Source organism: Mucilaginibacter sp. P5_A6 (assembly GCF_056400585.1).
Map to the genome: position 1 here is coordinate 50,610 of NZ_JBFUKZ010000025.1, position 15,807 is coordinate 66,416.

At 42.9% G+C, this 15,807-nt stretch carries 13 protein-coding genes; 6 read left to right on the top strand and 7 right to left on the bottom strand.

Translation table 11 applies throughout. The annotated features are described in order from the left end of the window. Position 1: 1 nt before the first annotated feature. The 6 genes from AC1DO4_RS22645 to AC1DO4_RS22670 form a co-directional block, all read right to left on the bottom strand. Positions 2-1,219, bottom strand: a complete 1,218-nt coding sequence (locus AC1DO4_RS22645) for a hypothetical protein (protein WP_477419842.1) — start codon at positions 1,217-1,219, stop codon at positions 2-4. 4 nt (positions 1,220-1,223) lie between these two features. Beyond that, positions 1,224-3,158 carry a type II secretion system protein GspD gene (locus AC1DO4_RS22650; RefSeq protein WP_477419843.1) on the bottom strand — a complete coding sequence of 645 codons (1,935 nt, stop codon included), beginning with the start codon at positions 3,156-3,158 and terminating at the stop codon, positions 1,224-1,226. An 8-nt stretch (positions 3,159-3,166) separates the two neighbouring features. After that, positions 3,167-4,600 (bottom strand): GspE/PulE family protein, encoded by a 1,434-nt coding sequence (locus tag AC1DO4_RS22655; RefSeq protein ID WP_477419844.1) that lies wholly within the window; start codon positions 4,598-4,600, stop codon positions 3,167-3,169. After that, complete coding sequence (locus tag AC1DO4_RS22660; RefSeq protein WP_477419845.1) at positions 4,597-5,010, bottom strand: hypothetical protein; 414 nt, start codon at positions 5,008-5,010, stop codon at positions 4,597-4,599. Before AC1DO4_RS22660 ends, AC1DO4_RS22655 begins: the two co-directional genes overlap by 4 nt. A 115-nt stretch (positions 5,011-5,125) precedes the next feature. Next, positions 5,126-5,563: a type IV pilin protein gene (locus AC1DO4_RS22665; protein ID WP_477401858.1), complete on the bottom strand. Its 438-nt coding sequence runs from the start codon at positions 5,561-5,563 to the stop codon at positions 5,126-5,128. A gap of 443 nt (positions 5,564-6,006) precedes the next feature. Further along, positions 6,007-6,465 carry a hypothetical protein gene (locus AC1DO4_RS22670; protein WP_477419846.1) on the bottom strand — a complete coding sequence of 153 codons (459 nt, stop codon included), beginning with the start codon at positions 6,463-6,465 and terminating at the stop codon, positions 6,007-6,009. Positions 6,466-6,706: 241 nt separating this feature from the next. On the opposite strand from AC1DO4_RS22670, the gene AC1DO4_RS22675 reads away from it, so the two are divergent. Next, positions 6,707-7,297 (top strand): DUF4202 domain-containing protein, encoded by a 591-nt coding sequence (locus tag AC1DO4_RS22675; RefSeq protein WP_477419847.1) that lies wholly within the window; start codon positions 6,707-6,709, stop codon positions 7,295-7,297. A gap of 563 nt (positions 7,298-7,860) precedes the next feature. Here AC1DO4_RS22675 and AC1DO4_RS22680 read toward each other — a convergent pair. Then, positions 7,861-8,817, bottom strand: coding sequence for an NADP-dependent oxidoreductase (locus tag AC1DO4_RS22680; protein ID WP_477419848.1), 957 nt, complete (start codon positions 8,815-8,817; stop codon positions 7,861-7,863). A gap of 97 nt (positions 8,818-8,914) precedes the next feature. Between AC1DO4_RS22680 and AC1DO4_RS22685 the strand changes: the two genes are divergently transcribed. The 5 genes from AC1DO4_RS22685 (at position 8,915) to AC1DO4_RS22705 (ending at position 15,748) form a co-directional block, all read left to right on the top strand. Next, positions 8,915-9,259, top strand: coding sequence for a winged helix-turn-helix transcriptional regulator (locus AC1DO4_RS22685; protein ID WP_477419849.1), 345 nt, complete (start codon positions 8,915-8,917; stop codon positions 9,257-9,259). 296 nt (positions 9,260-9,555) lie between these two features. Continuing rightward, positions 9,556-10,164 (top strand): TetR/AcrR family transcriptional regulator, encoded by a 609-nt coding sequence (locus tag AC1DO4_RS22690; protein ID WP_477419850.1) that lies wholly within the window; start codon positions 9,556-9,558, stop codon positions 10,162-10,164. A gap of 54 nt (positions 10,165-10,218) precedes the next feature. Further along, positions 10,219-11,580 carry a TolC family protein gene (locus AC1DO4_RS22695; protein ID WP_477419851.1) on the top strand — a complete coding sequence of 454 codons (1,362 nt, stop codon included), beginning with the start codon at positions 10,219-10,221 and terminating at the stop codon, positions 11,578-11,580. 57 nt (positions 11,581-11,637) lie between these two features. Further along, positions 11,638-12,690, top strand: coding sequence for an efflux RND transporter periplasmic adaptor subunit (locus tag AC1DO4_RS22700; RefSeq protein ID WP_477419852.1), 1,053 nt, complete (start codon positions 11,638-11,640; stop codon positions 12,688-12,690). Positions 12,691-12,694: 4 nt separating this feature from the next. Next, positions 12,695-15,748, top strand: a complete 3,054-nt coding sequence (locus tag AC1DO4_RS22705; protein ID WP_477419853.1) for an efflux RND transporter permease subunit — start codon at positions 12,695-12,697, stop codon at positions 15,746-15,748. Positions 15,749-15,807: the final 59 nt, after the last annotated feature.

Below are 15,807 nucleotides of genomic sequence, written 5' to 3' on the forward strand. Positions count from 1 at the left end.
ATCAATAATCTACTATAATGTTAAATTTCCCGGTACTCAACTCATTATTATAGTTATAGTTTTCTAACTGAACGTTTTTAACCCATTTTTTCGTTTTTATCCGGGCTATCCATTCATTTACCTCAATTATCCGCGCAGAACTTCCAGCCATCCTGATCCGGTGATCTATAAACTTTAATTCCTGCCGGTTGCGGTTGCCCAGGTCGTCTACCGGGTTAATGGCTATCTCCTTCATAGTGATCTCGCCCGGAAGCAGTGCTGCAAGCTGGTCTACCAACATGGCTTTGTTGACACCGCCATCCCATCCCAAATCATTAAGCAATGTTTCCTTTTCCTTAATTTTATCTGTTAAAGCCTGCATATCGCTGCTGCTGTTCGCCGAGAGACTTACCTTTTCGTTCAACTGTATGTTTGCGGAATTTAGCCAGGAAAAAAACACAAAATTAATGAGTAAAAGAACAAAGAAAACGCCAAGCACCAGGGCACCCTTTACTTTGAACTTTTTGGCATCGATAGTTTGCTGAAACCGCGCCTCGAGCGATTCTACATTTGCCCTAATCAGCTCGAGTTTGGCAGCCAAAACCAATTGAAAAGCAGTGGCGTAAGGCAGTACCAGTTTTTGATCGATAACTTCCGAATCAAGCTTTAAGGTAAACGGAGCGGTGAATGATGGATCGAGGGATAAACCCGTCCAGTTCATGGCTTCATCGCGGCTGATCTTATTGCCGTTAAATACCACCTCGTTTTCATAAATATTGAGCTGGTTTAAAATATGCGCCCCCGGGAAAGGCCCAAGGCTCAGCATCAGTACCGTAAACCCCTGCTGCTGCAAAATATTGATCCAATGGTCTGCAACTGTTCGCCTGATCATTGCCACAAACACCTGATCGCCGGAAATAAACTGTTGCAGGTAAAAATCATTGCTATTCAAATCGGGTAATATCCTGGAGATATCATGCTGGTTATCTTCAGGTATCGCGGTAAGCTGTTTAAACAGGATCCCCTTCCCCGATAAATTTAACGCGATTGGAATTTTGATATCAAGGTGCCGTGGAAGCACATCTATAGCATCCAGCTCAACAACCTTTTTTTCGATGGTGAGCTGCTTATGGTCTGTAATAACCTGGCAACAACTGATCTCACAGGAACCATCCTTCTGGATATTTACTGCGACGCCGGCCGCCTGACTGATGCTATAATATTGCGCTAACAGATCCATTTGCTTAGCGGATAATAGTGGACTTGATAAACAACACGGTAACCACCTTTGAATTGGTTTTGGAGCGGCTGCTGAAGATCCATTTTAAAATAGGAATTCTTGACAGCAAGGGGATTCCCGAACCGCTGTCGTCGCTTTCTGTCCGTTCCAGGCCACCTAATACTATTGTATCCTCGTTATGCACCCGCAAACTGGTCTCAAATTTACTGATCGCCTGTGGCGGTGGTGAACCATCAGTTGGGATGGATGTAAAATCGGATATATTTACCCTGATTCCCAAAGTAACCTGGTCATCGCCTGAGACCACGGGTTTGATCGCGATTGACAGATCGGCATTAACCTCCTGGTAAACATTGGTAAATATGGATTGCGCGCTTTGAATAGAGGGGATCACGTTTTGCGTGGTATTTTTATAATAGCGCTTGCTACCAATACTTAAAGTGGCCGAATGACCGTTCAGAGCGGTTAGCTTCGGAACGGAGCGTACATCTATATTGTTATTGGCTTCCAAAGCCTGTAACCTGACATAAAAATTGGGGACCACATGACCGAGGTTGAGCGAGGTCATTTTACCTACACTGTTCAGGAAATCGTTTACTCCCCGGGTTCCAAAGGTATAATCCAGACCGGGCAATACCGTCCCTCCTGTTTTTACGCTATCCGAAACGCCGGCGGAGATTCCTGTAGAAACAGTCCTGCTTTTGTGCACATCTATCATGGTCACTTCTATCATTACTACAGGCACCAATACATCCAGTTGTTTGATAAATCCTTCCACTTCATCAATCTGCGCACCTGAACCCGAAAGCAACAGGGTATTTTGCTCACGAAACTCTTTGATCTCGATACCTCTTTTCCAGTCGCTGGGGATCATGGTTAAAATGGTATCAATGGCACGGTTTTGCAGGTGAATTGCCCTAAAAGTACGTAAGCCTTCCAATTTACGGTCGCCAATAACATAGATACCGTTATCAGCATGAAAGGTGTACTCGGTACTTTTAAATAACAGGCTTAAAAGGGCATCATAGCTCACATCATTTACGTGAAGCGTGATGGTGCCTTTAATATCCGAATAAATAGAATAATTTTTACCCGTTTCCTGCGATGCCTGTTTAACCAGGTCGATGATGGGCGAATTGACCGCATCTGCAGAGATCAGTTTCTGCCCGTTAACTACCCTGACAAATAAACCGGTAGCCGCACCTACTCCCTGCTGACCGGCATTGCGAAACGTTTTGCGTACCGCAGTATTTTTATCCCCATTTATATATACTTCCTCATTTTCATCCAAAGGTTGAAAAAGGTAAAAGTCGTCAGCAGTGTGCACCATTTTTATCTCATTGGCATAAGCCAATTTGCCCAGGGCAGCATCAAACGGAGCATCCGCAATGTAAGCGGTAACCATTTTGTTTTGCAATGAACCCGGTACCACAATGTTTTTACCAGATACCTGGGTTATTTTCCTGGCTACTGCCGGCAGGCTATCATTAGCTAATGACAACGACAGCGTGTTATTAGCTGCATTATACTTCACCCCTATCTCCTTGGGAGGAGGCTTTAAAAACTGGTTAGGGTCTTTATATGGTGTAATATTTATAATGGACCCAATCACGGTAATATCCAGGTTGTACTTTTGGGCCAGCAGCACCAATATATTGGAGGCTGTAACACCCGTAAAAGTATCTGAGATACTAAAATTCATACCAGGGTCCGAGCTGATGCTCAGGTTATTGGACCGCGCTATGGCGTTCAGGTATTCGTGTATGGGAACGCCGGTAACCAGCAGCTGAACTTTTTGGTTAAGGCCCGGAACATTGCCGGCCAGGTCATCCAGTCGTTGTTTGATGATCTCTATCCTATCCTGCTGTTGGGCATATAGTTTTAATGATCCGGTTAAAATAAAAAAGCAACAAAGCAGATATGTAAATTTTTTCACCATGCAGTAAATCAATAGTTAAATAAAAGGGGATATATCTCATCAATGGATGTTAATCCATCGCTAAACAGACTAAAGGCGTTCTCTGCCAGGGTACGGATACCTCTTTCTTCTAAAAGGCCCTGAACATTCATGTTACCATTTTTTATTTCCCTTGCCAGGTCAAGGTCTACCGGAATAACTTCATAAACCGCTTTTCTGCCCTTATAGCCGGTATAGTAACACTTTTCGCAGCCCCGGGGGGTATAGTGCTGGGACACCTCATGGTAAGGCTTAAACTGGCGGGGATAAAGGGAATCATCAAAATCCTTCCGGAGCTTGCAATGCGGACATAATAAACGGATAAGGCGCTGTGCAACAGTTGTGTTTAAGGTATTGGCCACCATGTAGGATGGAATGCCCATATCAATAAGCCTGGAAACGGTTCCCCAGGCAGAATTGGTGTGTATGGTTGATAATACCAGGTGACCGGTAAGCGCCGCCCTGATGGCCATATTGGCGGTTTCGGTATCACGGATCTCTCCTACCATGATCACATCCGGATCCTGCCGCAGAAATGTACGTAATGCCGCGGCAAAAGTGAGCCCGATAGATTCTTTCAGCTGCACCTGGTTAACCCCCTCCAATGTATATTCAACAGGATCCTCAATTGTGAGTATGTTACGGGTTTCCTTATTCAGCAGCTTCAGGGTGGCGTAAAGGGTTGTGGTTTTACCGGAGCCTGTGGGCCCGCTAATCAGCAGGATACCGTTAGGCCTTTTTGCTCCTTGCAGGTAATTATCCAGGTCGAAAGCAGAAAACCCCAGGCTGTTCAGATCGATATCGGTAGCGTCGTTATTCAATAACCTCAGCACAACCTTTTCGCCATACAGAGTGGGCAAAACAGAGGCCCGGATATCAAACTGGTGCCCCTGGTGACTAAAATTGATCCTGCCATCCTGCGGGAGCCGTTTTTCGGCTATATCCAGGTTACCCATGATCTTCACCTTATTAATGAGCGCGGGATAGTCATCTTCCTTCAGCAGGTAGCGTTCCACCATATTGCCATCTATACGGATCCTGACGCGGCACTTGTTTTCATATCTCTCAATATGAATATCACTGCTTTTCAGGTTTTTGGCCTCCCCAATCAGGTTCATCAGGAAGTTATCCTCATCATGATGTACACTAACCTGGGCAGATCCCTTTATCGTGGTGTCTTTTATATAATACTTGGATAGTAACCGGGAAATATCGGCAGCAGCTATAGGCTCAAGCGAAACCGCTATGCCCAGCAATACTTCCAACTCGGCGGCAAGGGCGTCTGTATCTACATCATCATCACAGTATAACCAAACATGACCATGTGCACTGCCCTTTGGAAGCACACGGTAATGCCAGGCCATATCTTTGGTAAGAATATGGATATGTTCGGTTAATAAAACAATCTGTAGGTCTGTGTTCATGGTATTAGGTAACGAAGCAGCCAGTAATCATCGGTAATATTTACATGAAAATACCACCAGTCGCCTGCTAAAAATACAATAAATAATAAGGATTGAAACCCGGCAAGCGGAATATATTTATTTTTATTTTTTGTTACAGATTGCCATAATATCCACATTAATAAAACAACAGGCATACTCGCTATATAAAAAAATATATAGTTAAGTACCGACAGGTAAACAGCAATAACAAGTTGGAACAAAACATCCCCCCACCCTATCAAACTATCGGTTATATTGATAAACCTACCCTTTTTAAAATAAAAATAAAGCGTTAAAACCGCCAGCACCAATACAAGAAAACATATATTATTTATAGCCTGCTGAAACACAATGGCAAAATCATGATGTTCCGGTACATGTAGATACAATAACCCTGCAGCCAACAAAGGAAACGCTAGCCAATGTACCGCCCGGTACAATATATCCTGAATTAAAATGAGGGATAAAAGCAGCAAAAGAAAAATCTGTATAGTCAGCAGCACCTTAATCCGGGGTAACTTCTTTTAAGATCTTGTCCTGGTTCATTTCCCATACGTTAAAGGTACCGTTTTGGTTAAAATCAACTACTGCGGTGGCCCTGGCAGTAAAACCCGAATTGGAGGCACTGGAAATTTCTATCCGGTAATTGGCCCGGGCGTCTTTACCTTCGGTGGTTAGTTTCTCCTGGATAAAGCCCAGTTCGTTCAGGTCGTTGGTATATTTTGAGTGTTCGTAAAAATAGGTCTTTTCCAGCATCTGTACATGTTCAAGCTGTAGTTTGGCCTCGGTGGTTTTTGCCCTTGTAATTACAGGGAGCAGGTTTGGTAAAACCAGCAATACCAATATACCGATGATGATGAGCACCACAAGAACCTCCATTAATGAAAAAGCCTGTAATGACCTTTTAGGTTTTGGTTTAAGATACTTTTTTAGAAAAAACATGTATTGAAATATGTAATGGCTTAGGGTCAAATCTACTATTATAATTTTGAGCCTAAGTTAATAAAATCTTCTTATTTACTAATTTATTGTTTTTAAGAAAACAATAAATTAAACAGTTATTAGCAATACGACGGAAATCATATATAAACATTTTGCTTTTTACTGGAATGTAACACTGAACGAATTAAAAAATGATATAAAAACCGTAATGTTGTGACCTCTGATAACTATGCCCATATATTTTATATAAAAAAGCCCTCAGAAACTAATCCAAGAGCTTTTTCGTGAAGCCCGAGTGAACATAAACTTTGGCACAACCGGCTGTTTTTCAATATCATTACCCTGGTTATCTGCCCGACTCACCCAGCGTTCACCAAATAGGTACTAACTGATCCGTATATTATGCTACCTAATGCATAGCCATTTCTCCCGAAAGTATCTCATCATTTAAAACGAAGAGATGCAAGCATTTCGCCTTTAGGGAGTTCCCGTGCAGTATAATAAAGGCTGAGCTCATGATTAACATTGTTCCTTTCTAACTGCAACAGATCTTTTACCGATATTACCATATTTAAATCGGAACCGGTGGCATTAGCAAATTCAAATTTCTTCAATATATTCCCTTTCTCGTCTTTTATGGCTATGCTCCTGTTGGTACCAGCGCCCTTTACAGTGCAGTGTTTGTAAGTGATACGTAATTGGTCATTGTCGTTTGCCTTATCCAGTTGTAGTACTCTTAAACTCAATGGTTGGTTCACCGCCTGTTTTAGGATGAGCTTGCTATTAAGATAGATCTCGTAACTGTCCAATCCGAACTTTGTTGTGAAACCAAATGCAGTGAAGCATAGTGTAATCAGCGTAAACATCTTAATAAACGCATGATTGAATGTTGTGTGTTGCATAATATAAATTTTAAATGAAATCCCTGATTATTTTCTGATAACAATATTAAGCAAACAGGAAATGAAGTAGAAAAATAGTAGACCAACTACCTGAATAATAGACGTCAGCGTTTTATCATCATACTCCTCTACTTTTTGTGCAGTTTGTTGATATGATTTTGCCCGGCTTTCCCACAAGGTAAACCTATGCTAATTGAAAAAACTATGATGGCTTTATAAATAAAAAGCTTATTTTCAACCAATGAGTAGATTAAATAAGGCATTCGAGCTTTTTGATGCTTATAATAAGCAAGATCCCCGTAGTTTTACATGGGAAGGTGTAAGTGAGCCACAGGAGTATTTTTTTGCTGTTAAATTATATGAGTGGGTTTTAAAACTGGATCCCGATGCAAATGATGAACTATTATTAGCATCCAGAAGTCAGCATATCGGTCGATGGGAAATCCCGCGTGAAGATTACCCGGACGGGCGTGATCCCTATCTTAAATGGCGTAAAAACCTTGCCCTGCACCATGCTGCTATTGCCGGGCGTTTAATGAAAGAAGCCGGTTATGGCGATGAGACATCAGATCGTGCTAAGCAGATCATCCTGAAACAACGAATAAAGGTTGATCCTGATGTTCAGACCATGGAGAATGCGCTTTGCCTGGTGTTCCTGCAATTACAATATGAAGAATTTCGCAAAAAATATGAGCATGAACCAGAGAAAATTATCAATATTCTTCGGAAATCATTATTGAAAATGGATGAGAACGGGCATCGGCTTGCACTCAAATTACCCTATTCGGCAAACGGACTTTACCTGATTAATGAAGCGTTAAGCAGTTTGTAGCTAACCGAACCCGAAATAAACCATCGGGCACAATAAAAAAAGCCCTCAGAAACAAATCTAAGGGCTTTTTTTGTGGAGCCGGAGGGATTTGTACTCCCCTTATACTGCACTGATATTCAATATTTTATAATGGCTTAATTTCTTACTCACCGAAACACTCACCACTTTTAATTATAGACTAATTGCAAATCTTATGAAATAAAGATAAGCTTTTTGTAGAATTATTGCAAGTATAAATTACGCTTTCAAGTAAGTTGCATAGGAATGGCAGATTGCCATTGGGGCTTTTGGTGGTCATCGTATTGGATGAAACAATTATCTGTATCAATGTCCTGCTGCAAATTTGCCTGCCATTCGATAATTCGTCAGTTATCCGTATTTGAGTGACCATTGCTCTAAGTATTTTTAGGAAACAGCCACCTGATTAAAGTTAATACCTCATCATGCGTAGGTAACGCTGAAAGTTCGATGGATTTCCCGATAGCATAGTCCCGTAGGTGTGTGGCTTCTTGTTTTTCGCCATCGGTTAGGGACCGCCGAAGTTCCTCTGCGTTTAGTTCTGGTTAATAGGCAAGAGTGCCTGGCTGATGCCCGTCGATCCTGATAATTATCCGGCCTTTTGCATGACCGTCTGCGCTAAGTTCTTGCGCCTGGGCAATCTGATCCATTGAAAAAATGTTTGCTATAGGTAAAGTGAATAGTCCTGCTTCATATAATTCAACAACCTTTTGAAGCGATTGAGTTAAATTTCTGGGTATAAATGATGATTTTGCACCATATTTATCTGCTGAGAAGTCTCCAAGCGTTAAAACTTTTGATGGGTCTCCAGTGATCTCTATAAGATCGGGAAGGATTCCAGAAACGGCAATATCAAGTGCCGCCTGCACTCCATTTGGTGCCAGCGCAGTCACACGCTCCGGAAGACCCGGGCCATATGTTGTAGGTACTGTTCCCAAGCTTTTTAAGTAATCATGCCTTATTTCACTGGCAGTACCGATAGTATGGATACCCATAGTTTTTGCAACCTGGATCACTGCAGACCCAACACCTCCGGCTGCTCCGCTCACTAAAAGTGTATCGCCATCCTTCACGCCAAGCTCTTCTAAAACGCGCACAGCAGTCTCGGCAGGCCCCGGGTAACCCGCAGCCTCTTCAAATGAAAGCGAAACAGGTTTGTGTACCCATTCGTTGAGTATGGCGTATTCGGCCATAGCATTTTGCCCGGTGCCCAAAACTGCATCTCCTATCGCAACGCCGTTCACATTTTCGCCAATTGCAATTACGATGCCCGATGCGTTAAACCCTACGCCGGATGGAAAGGTGACTGGCATTATTTCATGTAAATAGCCAGCCCGAAGCTTGAAGTCAAGTTGGTTTACACCCGCCGCTTTAACCGCAATTTTAATCTGCCCCGGGCCGGGTTCTGGCGCACTGATTTGTTCAACCACTAAAACTTCCGGCCCACCATATTGATGAAAACGGATAGCTTTCATCGTACTCTTTTCTGTATTACCTATCATGTCAATTTTATTTTTTGTAAAAGTAGATCCATTACTATACTTTTACAAGTAGTATAATAAAAGTGTATTAGTTAATAAGACTGTAGTAATACTGATAATGAGTAAATTAAAATCTGGTGTAAACAAAGAAAATATTTGCCCGGTCAATCATGCTGTGAGTTTGTTGAGTGGAAAGTATAAATTAAGAATTCTGAATGCATTGCTTAATCAAAGCCCGAAACGTTTTAAGGTGCTTGAAAGAGAAATTGTAGGTATATCGCCAACCATGCTGACCACACAATTACGAGAATTGGAACGCGATGGCCTGGTAAGCAGGGAAATCTTTGCTACTGTACCTCCAACTGTTGAGTACAGTACAACGCCATTGGGGCAAACAACGTTACCAATGCTTAATGAAATTCACAAATGGGGATTAACACATTTATCGCATCGTGACGGGTAAGTCTTAATCACCGTTTTAGGGTTATTAATAAAAAAATAGGTTATATGTCAGGTTGTTTTACAAATGCCCAAATTTCATTGGCCAACATTTCTGTTTTTAATGTCAGCTTTTAAAATAATGGATGAATATTTTTGTTTCATTGAACGCTGTTCAATACATTTGTATCGGTTTAACATTAAATCAAGTCATCATAAAAAAAGCATTGGTTAGCCCGGGATGTAGAATTAAGTAGAAAACCGCAACGGAACTTGGTCACATGACCGGCAATCTTAATATTTGTAAATTAGTAATTTAGAATGGGCATAGCAGAAAGAAAATTGGAAGAGAAGCAGGAAATGCACAAACGCATCCTTGACGGTGCGCGCAAAATATTCCTGGAGAAGGGCTATGAACAGGCCAGCATGCGCAGTATTGCCCAGGAGATCCGTTATAGTCCGGGCTCGCTTTATTTCTATTTTAAGGATAAAAGCGAAATTTTCCACGAATTGCATAAAGAAGGTTTTCGCCTGTTGTTGAACCAGTTAAAAGTACTGGACAAGGTTGGCGACCCCTTCGAGCGGTTAAAGGCTTCCGGCCGCGTTTTTATTCAATTTGCGCAGGAGAACAAAGATTATTATAATTTGATGTTCATTGTTGACGAACCGGTGAAAGATTCGCTGCCTGAGGGGTTCCAGATTGCTGAGGAGACGATCAGTTATATGCAGGGAATGGTAAAGGAATGCCAGCAGAAAGGCAAATTCAAGGATATGGATACGGAATATTTTACCTTCCTGATCATTTCCGTGGTGCATGGCATCAGCGCCCTTTTCTGTAAGCACCGCAACACAAGCTTTGTTGGTAAAACCAACGAAGAGCTGATGCAGAACGGATATGAGTCTTTTGTGGCCCTGCTCGAAAAAAGCTAGCCTTTTTTTTATAAATATATTGAACACTGTTTAAATTTAAAACAATGATTAAAAATGAAATTTAAAAATCAAACACTTTATCAACTTTTGCTTTTATCGTCGGCCTTACTGGCTGCACCCTTTGCAAAAGCCCAGGGCAAACTGGATGAGTATATCCAGCAAGGCCTTGCCTCCAATGAAAGTATCAAGCAACAAAACTTTGTGCTTGAAAAGAATGTCTATGCACTCAAGGAAGCCAAAAGTATGTTCCTGCCGGAGGTAACTTTTTCGACGACCTATACCAAAGCCGATGGCGGGCGTACGATAGATTTCCCAACCGGCGACCTGTTTAACGGAGTTTACGCCACGCTGAACCAGCTGACGGGTACTAACGCTTTTCCTCAGCTGCAAAACCAAAAGATCCAGCTTAACCCGGATAATTTTTATGATGCCAAGTTCCGTACAACACTTCCCATCCTGAATGCGGAACTGATCTATAACAAGCGGATCAAAAAGCAGCAGGTAGACCTGCAAAAAGCCGAGGTATTGCTCTATAAGCGCGAACTGGTCAAAGAAATCAAAACGGCTTATTACAATTACCAGAAAGCCGTGTACGCCACCGGTATTTACGAATCTTCACTTCGCTTAGTTGATGAAGGGCAAAGGATCAATACCAAACTGTATGAAAACAGCAAGGTAAACCGAACCGTTGTGCTTAGAAGCCAGAACGAAGTATCCAGGATCAATGCTTCATTAATTGGGGCACAGAAAACAGCAGAATCAGCACGCTACTATTTTAACTTCCTGCTTAACCGCCCGCTTACAGATAGCGTACTTTTAGACGATATTAAAACACTGCCTGCCAGGGACCAAAGCTTGGGAAACAGCGTTACCGGCAGAGAAGAGTTATCAAAATTACGGATAGCTAAAGATATTAACGGCAACCTGACCGGGCTTGCCAGGTCCTATATCGTCCCCAAGTTAGGAACCTTTATCGATCTGGGTTCTCAAGCATTCGACTGGAAGTTTAACAGTAACAGCCGTTATTATTTGTTTGGGATTTCCCTGGAATGGAACCTGTTTTCTTCAGGTAAAAACAATTACCGCGTGAAGCAGGCGATTGCCGACCGCGRGGCCCTGGCCTCACAAACCGATTACGTACAGCAGCAGTTGCTTACCGAGCTAAAGGTACGTCAGGCAAGTATGCAAAGCGCCATTGCGCAATACGAGGCGGCACAATCCGAATTAAAAACCAGTCAGACCTATTACGGTGATATGCTGAAGCTATACAAACAGGGAATGGCGATCTACATCGAATTGCTGGATGCCCAGAACCAATGGATCGATGCCCAGCTTCATGCCAATATTGCCCTTTACGACACCTGGATCGCAGATGCTGCGATCGAACGTGCTAATGCCAGTTTCACCATTCAATAAAAACCCATCATGAAAAACCCCGAAGGGCTCTTGAATACCTTAAAAAAACAAACAATCATGAAAAAAATAAAATTACTCAGCCTTGTTGCAGCTACCCTTATTGTAGTTGCCTCCTGCAAAGAAAAATCCAAAGAAGAAAACCCTATTGGCGAACCGGATATTATTTCCGTTAAGGTTTCCAAGGTATCTGTTTTAGGCGTGCCCGACAGCGTTACGGCCACCGGCCTGGTCAGTACGGAAGATGAAGCCAAATATGCTTTTAAGATAGGCGGTGTGATCAGCCGCATCCTGGTACAGGAAGGGCAGTCCTTTAAACAGGGACAATTGTTAGCGACCCTCAACTCTACGGAAATCTCGGCAGGTTTAGCACAGTCCAGTTTGGGTGTAGAAAAGGCACAACGTGACTATAGCAGGGCACTGAATCTTTACAAAGACAGTGTTTACACTTTGGAACAATTGCAGAATACCAAAACAGCTTTGGATGTTGCCAAAAAGGCAAGAGAAGCAACAGCCTTCAATGAGCGCTACTCTAAAATATACGCTGCATCTGACGGTTTTGTAAGCAAGAAAATAGCGAACGAAGGCGAAGTAATTGCAGAAGGGACGCCGGTTCTGCTCATCAATTCAACCGAGCAACATAACAGTTATTCTCTTAAAGTGGGTGTGACCGACCGGGAATGGGCACTCATTAGGCCCGGACAAACCGCTAAAGTAACGCTCGACGGTTATTCCGGTCAAATTTTTGACGCCACGGTATTCCGTAAGTCTCAGGCGGCAGACCGCGAACTGGGCTCTTTCCAGATCGAGTTGAAGTTACAATTAAACGGCGTAAAGCCCGCCGTGGGCATGTTTGGCAAAGCCGAAATAGCTACCCATCAGGATGAAAGCGTAATGGTTATTCCCTATGCATCGCTGGTAGAGGCCGACGGCAACAAAGGATTTGTATTTACGACCGTAGGATTAAACCGGGTGAAGCGGGTGCCGGTCAGCATTTTGAAGTTCGATAATGAAAATGTTTATCTGAAGGATAAGTTGGACGGTATAGATCAGATCGTAGTTTCCAACAGTGCCTACCTCAACGAACAGTCTTTTATTAAAATCATTAAGTAAGGCCATGAAAATCACAAATTTTGCCGTTAAGAATTATCAGTTCACCCTGATCATATTTCTTTTGGTGGCTGTAGTCGGCGTGCTGACACTGTTTACCATGCCCCGTTCTGAAGACCCGACCACCCATCCGCCACAATATATCATTACGGTTATTTACCCAGGCACCAGTCCGAAGGATATGGAAGAACAGGTGGTAAAGCCTATCGAGAACAAAATTTATGGACTGGAAAATATTGAAAAGATCCTGACTACCGTAGAAGACGGCGTAGCGGTTATCCAGCCTAAATTCAAATACGGCGTGGATGTAGATAATAAATACCAGGAAATATCCACAGAGATCAATGCTTTAAAAAACAGCGAACTTCCGAAGGATATTTACCTGATCAAAACAGAAAAGGTTTCCTCCTCAGATGTAAAGGTAATACAGGTGGCCCTTGTATCTGACAATGCTTCCGGTAAAATGCTGCGGGACGAAGCAGACATCTTAAAAACACAGTTAGAGAAAATTACCAACCTGAAAGAGGTGAAATACTTTGGTATGCCCGAGCAGGAGATCCGCATTGATATGCAGCTGGATAAGCTGGCTCAATTAAAAATACCGCTTAACGTGGTGATGGGTAGTTTGCAAAGCGAGGCTGCAGATATTCCCGGAGGCAGCATTAACCTGGACAGCAAAGTGTTTAACGTTAAAACCAGCGGTAAATTCAAAAACACCGATGATGTGGCCAATACGGTGATTTATAATGCCAATGGTAAGATTATCTATTTGAAAGACGTAGCCACGGTAAGTTATAAGGACGGTCCGGTCAACCACATCACCCGGATAAACGGGCACCGTTGTGTGCTGGTTACGGCTGCCATGAAAGACAATGTGAATATAGCCGGTGTTCAGAAAGAATATTTACCGGTACTGGAAGCTTTTGGCAAAACCCTGCCGGAGAATATCCACATGGTCAAAAACTTCGACCAGGCCAATATGGTATCCGAGCGTTTAGGCCATTTGGGCTTTGACTTTGGATTGGCCATCTTGCTGGTGGTTATTACCCTGCTTCCATTAGGCTTCAGGGCATCGCTCATCGTAATGATCTCCATCCCGCTTTCCTTAGCCCTGGGCCTAATTGCCATGAACTTACTGGGCTATTCGTTAAACCAGCTGAGCATCGTAGGCCTTGTAGTGGCTTTGGGATTGCTGGTGGATGACAGTATTGTGGTGGTAGAGAACATTGAACGCTGGCTCAGGGAAGGTCATTCGCGAACAGATGCCATATTCAAAGGAACGCAACAGATCGGTATCGCAGTTATTGGCTGTACAGCCACGCTGGTTATCGCATTCCTGCCCCTGGCCTTTTTACCCGACATGGCCGGTGAATTTATCCGCAGCCTACCCATGGCCGTCATGACCAGCGTTTTGGCATCCATGATCGTAGCTTTGACGCTTGTACCTTTCCTGGGCAGCCGGATGTTAAAAACCCATACCCATGGCGAGGGTAACTTCTTTTTAAAACACCTGCAAAGGTTTCTGACCAGATCTTACAGCCGTGTTATGCCGCTTGCCTTAAAATGGCCTAAAGCTACTATCGGGATATCATTAGCCTTGAGCGGGCTTGCCTTTTTCCTGTTCACATTAACGGGGTTCAAGCTTTTTCCAACGTCGGAAAAACCGATGTTCCTGATCAATATCAAAATGCCGCTACAGGCAGACATTCCGGAAAGTGACCGGGCAACTAAACTGGTAGAGGGGGAATTGAAAAAACATAAAGAGATTGTTTATTACACTTCAAACGTGGGTAAAGGTAACCCACAGATCTATTATAATGTTCATCAGCAGGATGTAAAACCTGATTTTGCCCAGGTATTTGTCCAATTGGATGAAGAAGCTAAACCTAAAGAAAAAACAGATCTGATTAAACAGTTGAGAACGAAGTTTAAAGACTTCCCCTATGCCAGGATCGAAATAAAGGATTTTGAACAGGGAACACCTATTGAAGCGAATATTGTAGTAAGGGTATTTGGCGAGAACCAGGATACATTACGCTCCCTTTCATTTAAAGTGGAAGAGATCCTGAAGAAACATCCAGGCACTTTCTTCGTCAATAACGAATTGAATACCTATAAATCTGATGTTAAAATAAAGATTGATAAGGAGAAGGCCCGTACTTTGGGTGTCCTGACCAGTGATGTGGACAAAGTGATCCGTATGGCCGTTGCGGGGTTAACCGTAGGGGATTATATTGATGACCGGGGCGATTCACGTAACGTAGTGATCACCATGCCCAGGGACAAGTTTTCCAATTTAAATGCACTCAAAAAACTTTATGTCAATAATGTGCAGGGCACCCCGGTGCTGGTAGACCAGATCGCTACGATCTCTTTTGAAACTTCACCCACTGCGATCAATCACTTTAATAAATCACGTTTTGCCAAGGTTACTTCCCTCACTAAAGAGCATGTACTGGCCAATGATATTCTCAAAGACGTTGTTCCGCAGTTAAATAAATTAAAGATGCCGCAGGGTTATTATTACAAGCTTTCCGGCGAGGCTGAGTCAGAAGGTGATGCGCTTGGTGGTAATTTCCTGTCGGTGATCATATTAAGTACCTTTCTTTTCATTGGTGTCCTGCTGCTGCAGTTTAAAACCTTTAAAGGGATCATTATTGTGCTATCAATCATACCCCTGGGAGTTCTTGGCGGCGTGGTATTCCTGCTCTTCACTGGTAACCCCATGTCTTTGGTATCCATTATTGGTTTCATTGGACTCTCGGGTATACAGGTAAAGAATTCGCTGTTGCTGGTAGATTTTACCAACCAGTTACGTGCGGAAGGACATAGTATTGATGAGGCGATCAGTATGGCCGGCGAAACCCGCTTTCTGCCGGTAGTGCTTACATCCATAACGGCCATCTGTGGCTTGCTGCCTATTGCCCTGAATCCCAATCCGCTGATAGCGCCATTAGCTATTGTATTGATTGGCGGGCTAATCAGTTCTACCATTCTTTCGAGGATCGTAACGCCGGTAATGTATAAACTGATACCGCCAAGCATTGAAGATGATTTATAGTAAATCAATTAGAAAACTGTAAAAAAAACGCTTTAAGAACCTGATTAAATAACACATTT

Excerpts from the sequence above, each read along its gene's own strand:
- AC1DO4_RS22680 (WP_477419848.1), bottom strand. The coding sequence starts at position 8,817 with ATGATAGGTAATACAGAAAAGAGTACGATGAAAGCTATCCGTTTTCAT.
- AC1DO4_RS22675 (WP_477419847.1), top strand. The coding sequence starts at position 6,707 with ATGAGTAGATTAAATAAGGCATTCGAGCTTTTTGATGCTTATAATAAG.
- AC1DO4_RS22690 (WP_477419850.1), top strand. The coding sequence starts at position 9,556 with ATGGGCATAGCAGAAAGAAAATTGGAAGAGAAGCAGGAAATGCACAAA.
- AC1DO4_RS22655 (WP_477419844.1), bottom strand. The coding sequence starts at position 4,600 with ATGAACACAGACCTACAGATTGTTTTATTAACCGAACATATCCATATT.
- AC1DO4_RS22670 (WP_477419846.1), bottom strand. The coding sequence starts at position 6,465 with ATGCAACACACAACATTCAATCATGCGTTTATTAAGATGTTTACGCTG.
- AC1DO4_RS22685 (WP_477419849.1), top strand. The coding sequence starts at position 8,915 with ATGAGTAAATTAAAATCTGGTGTAAACAAAGAAAATATTTGCCCGGTC.
- AC1DO4_RS22650 (WP_477419843.1), bottom strand. The coding sequence starts at position 3,158 with ATGGTGAAAAAATTTACATATCTGCTTTGTTGCTTTTTTATTTTAACC.
- AC1DO4_RS22700 (WP_477419852.1), top strand. The coding sequence starts at position 11,638 with ATGAAAAAAATAAAATTACTCAGCCTTGTTGCAGCTACCCTTATTGTA.
- AC1DO4_RS22705 (WP_477419853.1), top strand. The coding sequence starts at position 12,695 with ATGAAAATCACAAATTTTGCCGTTAAGAATTATCAGTTCACCCTGATC.
- AC1DO4_RS22665 (WP_477401858.1), bottom strand. The coding sequence starts at position 5,563 with ATGTTTTTTCTAAAAAAGTATCTTAAACCAAAACCTAAAAGGTCATTA.
- AC1DO4_RS22645 (WP_477419842.1), bottom strand. The coding sequence starts at position 1,219 with ATGGATCTGTTAGCGCAATATTATAGCATCAGTCAGGCGGCCGGCGTC.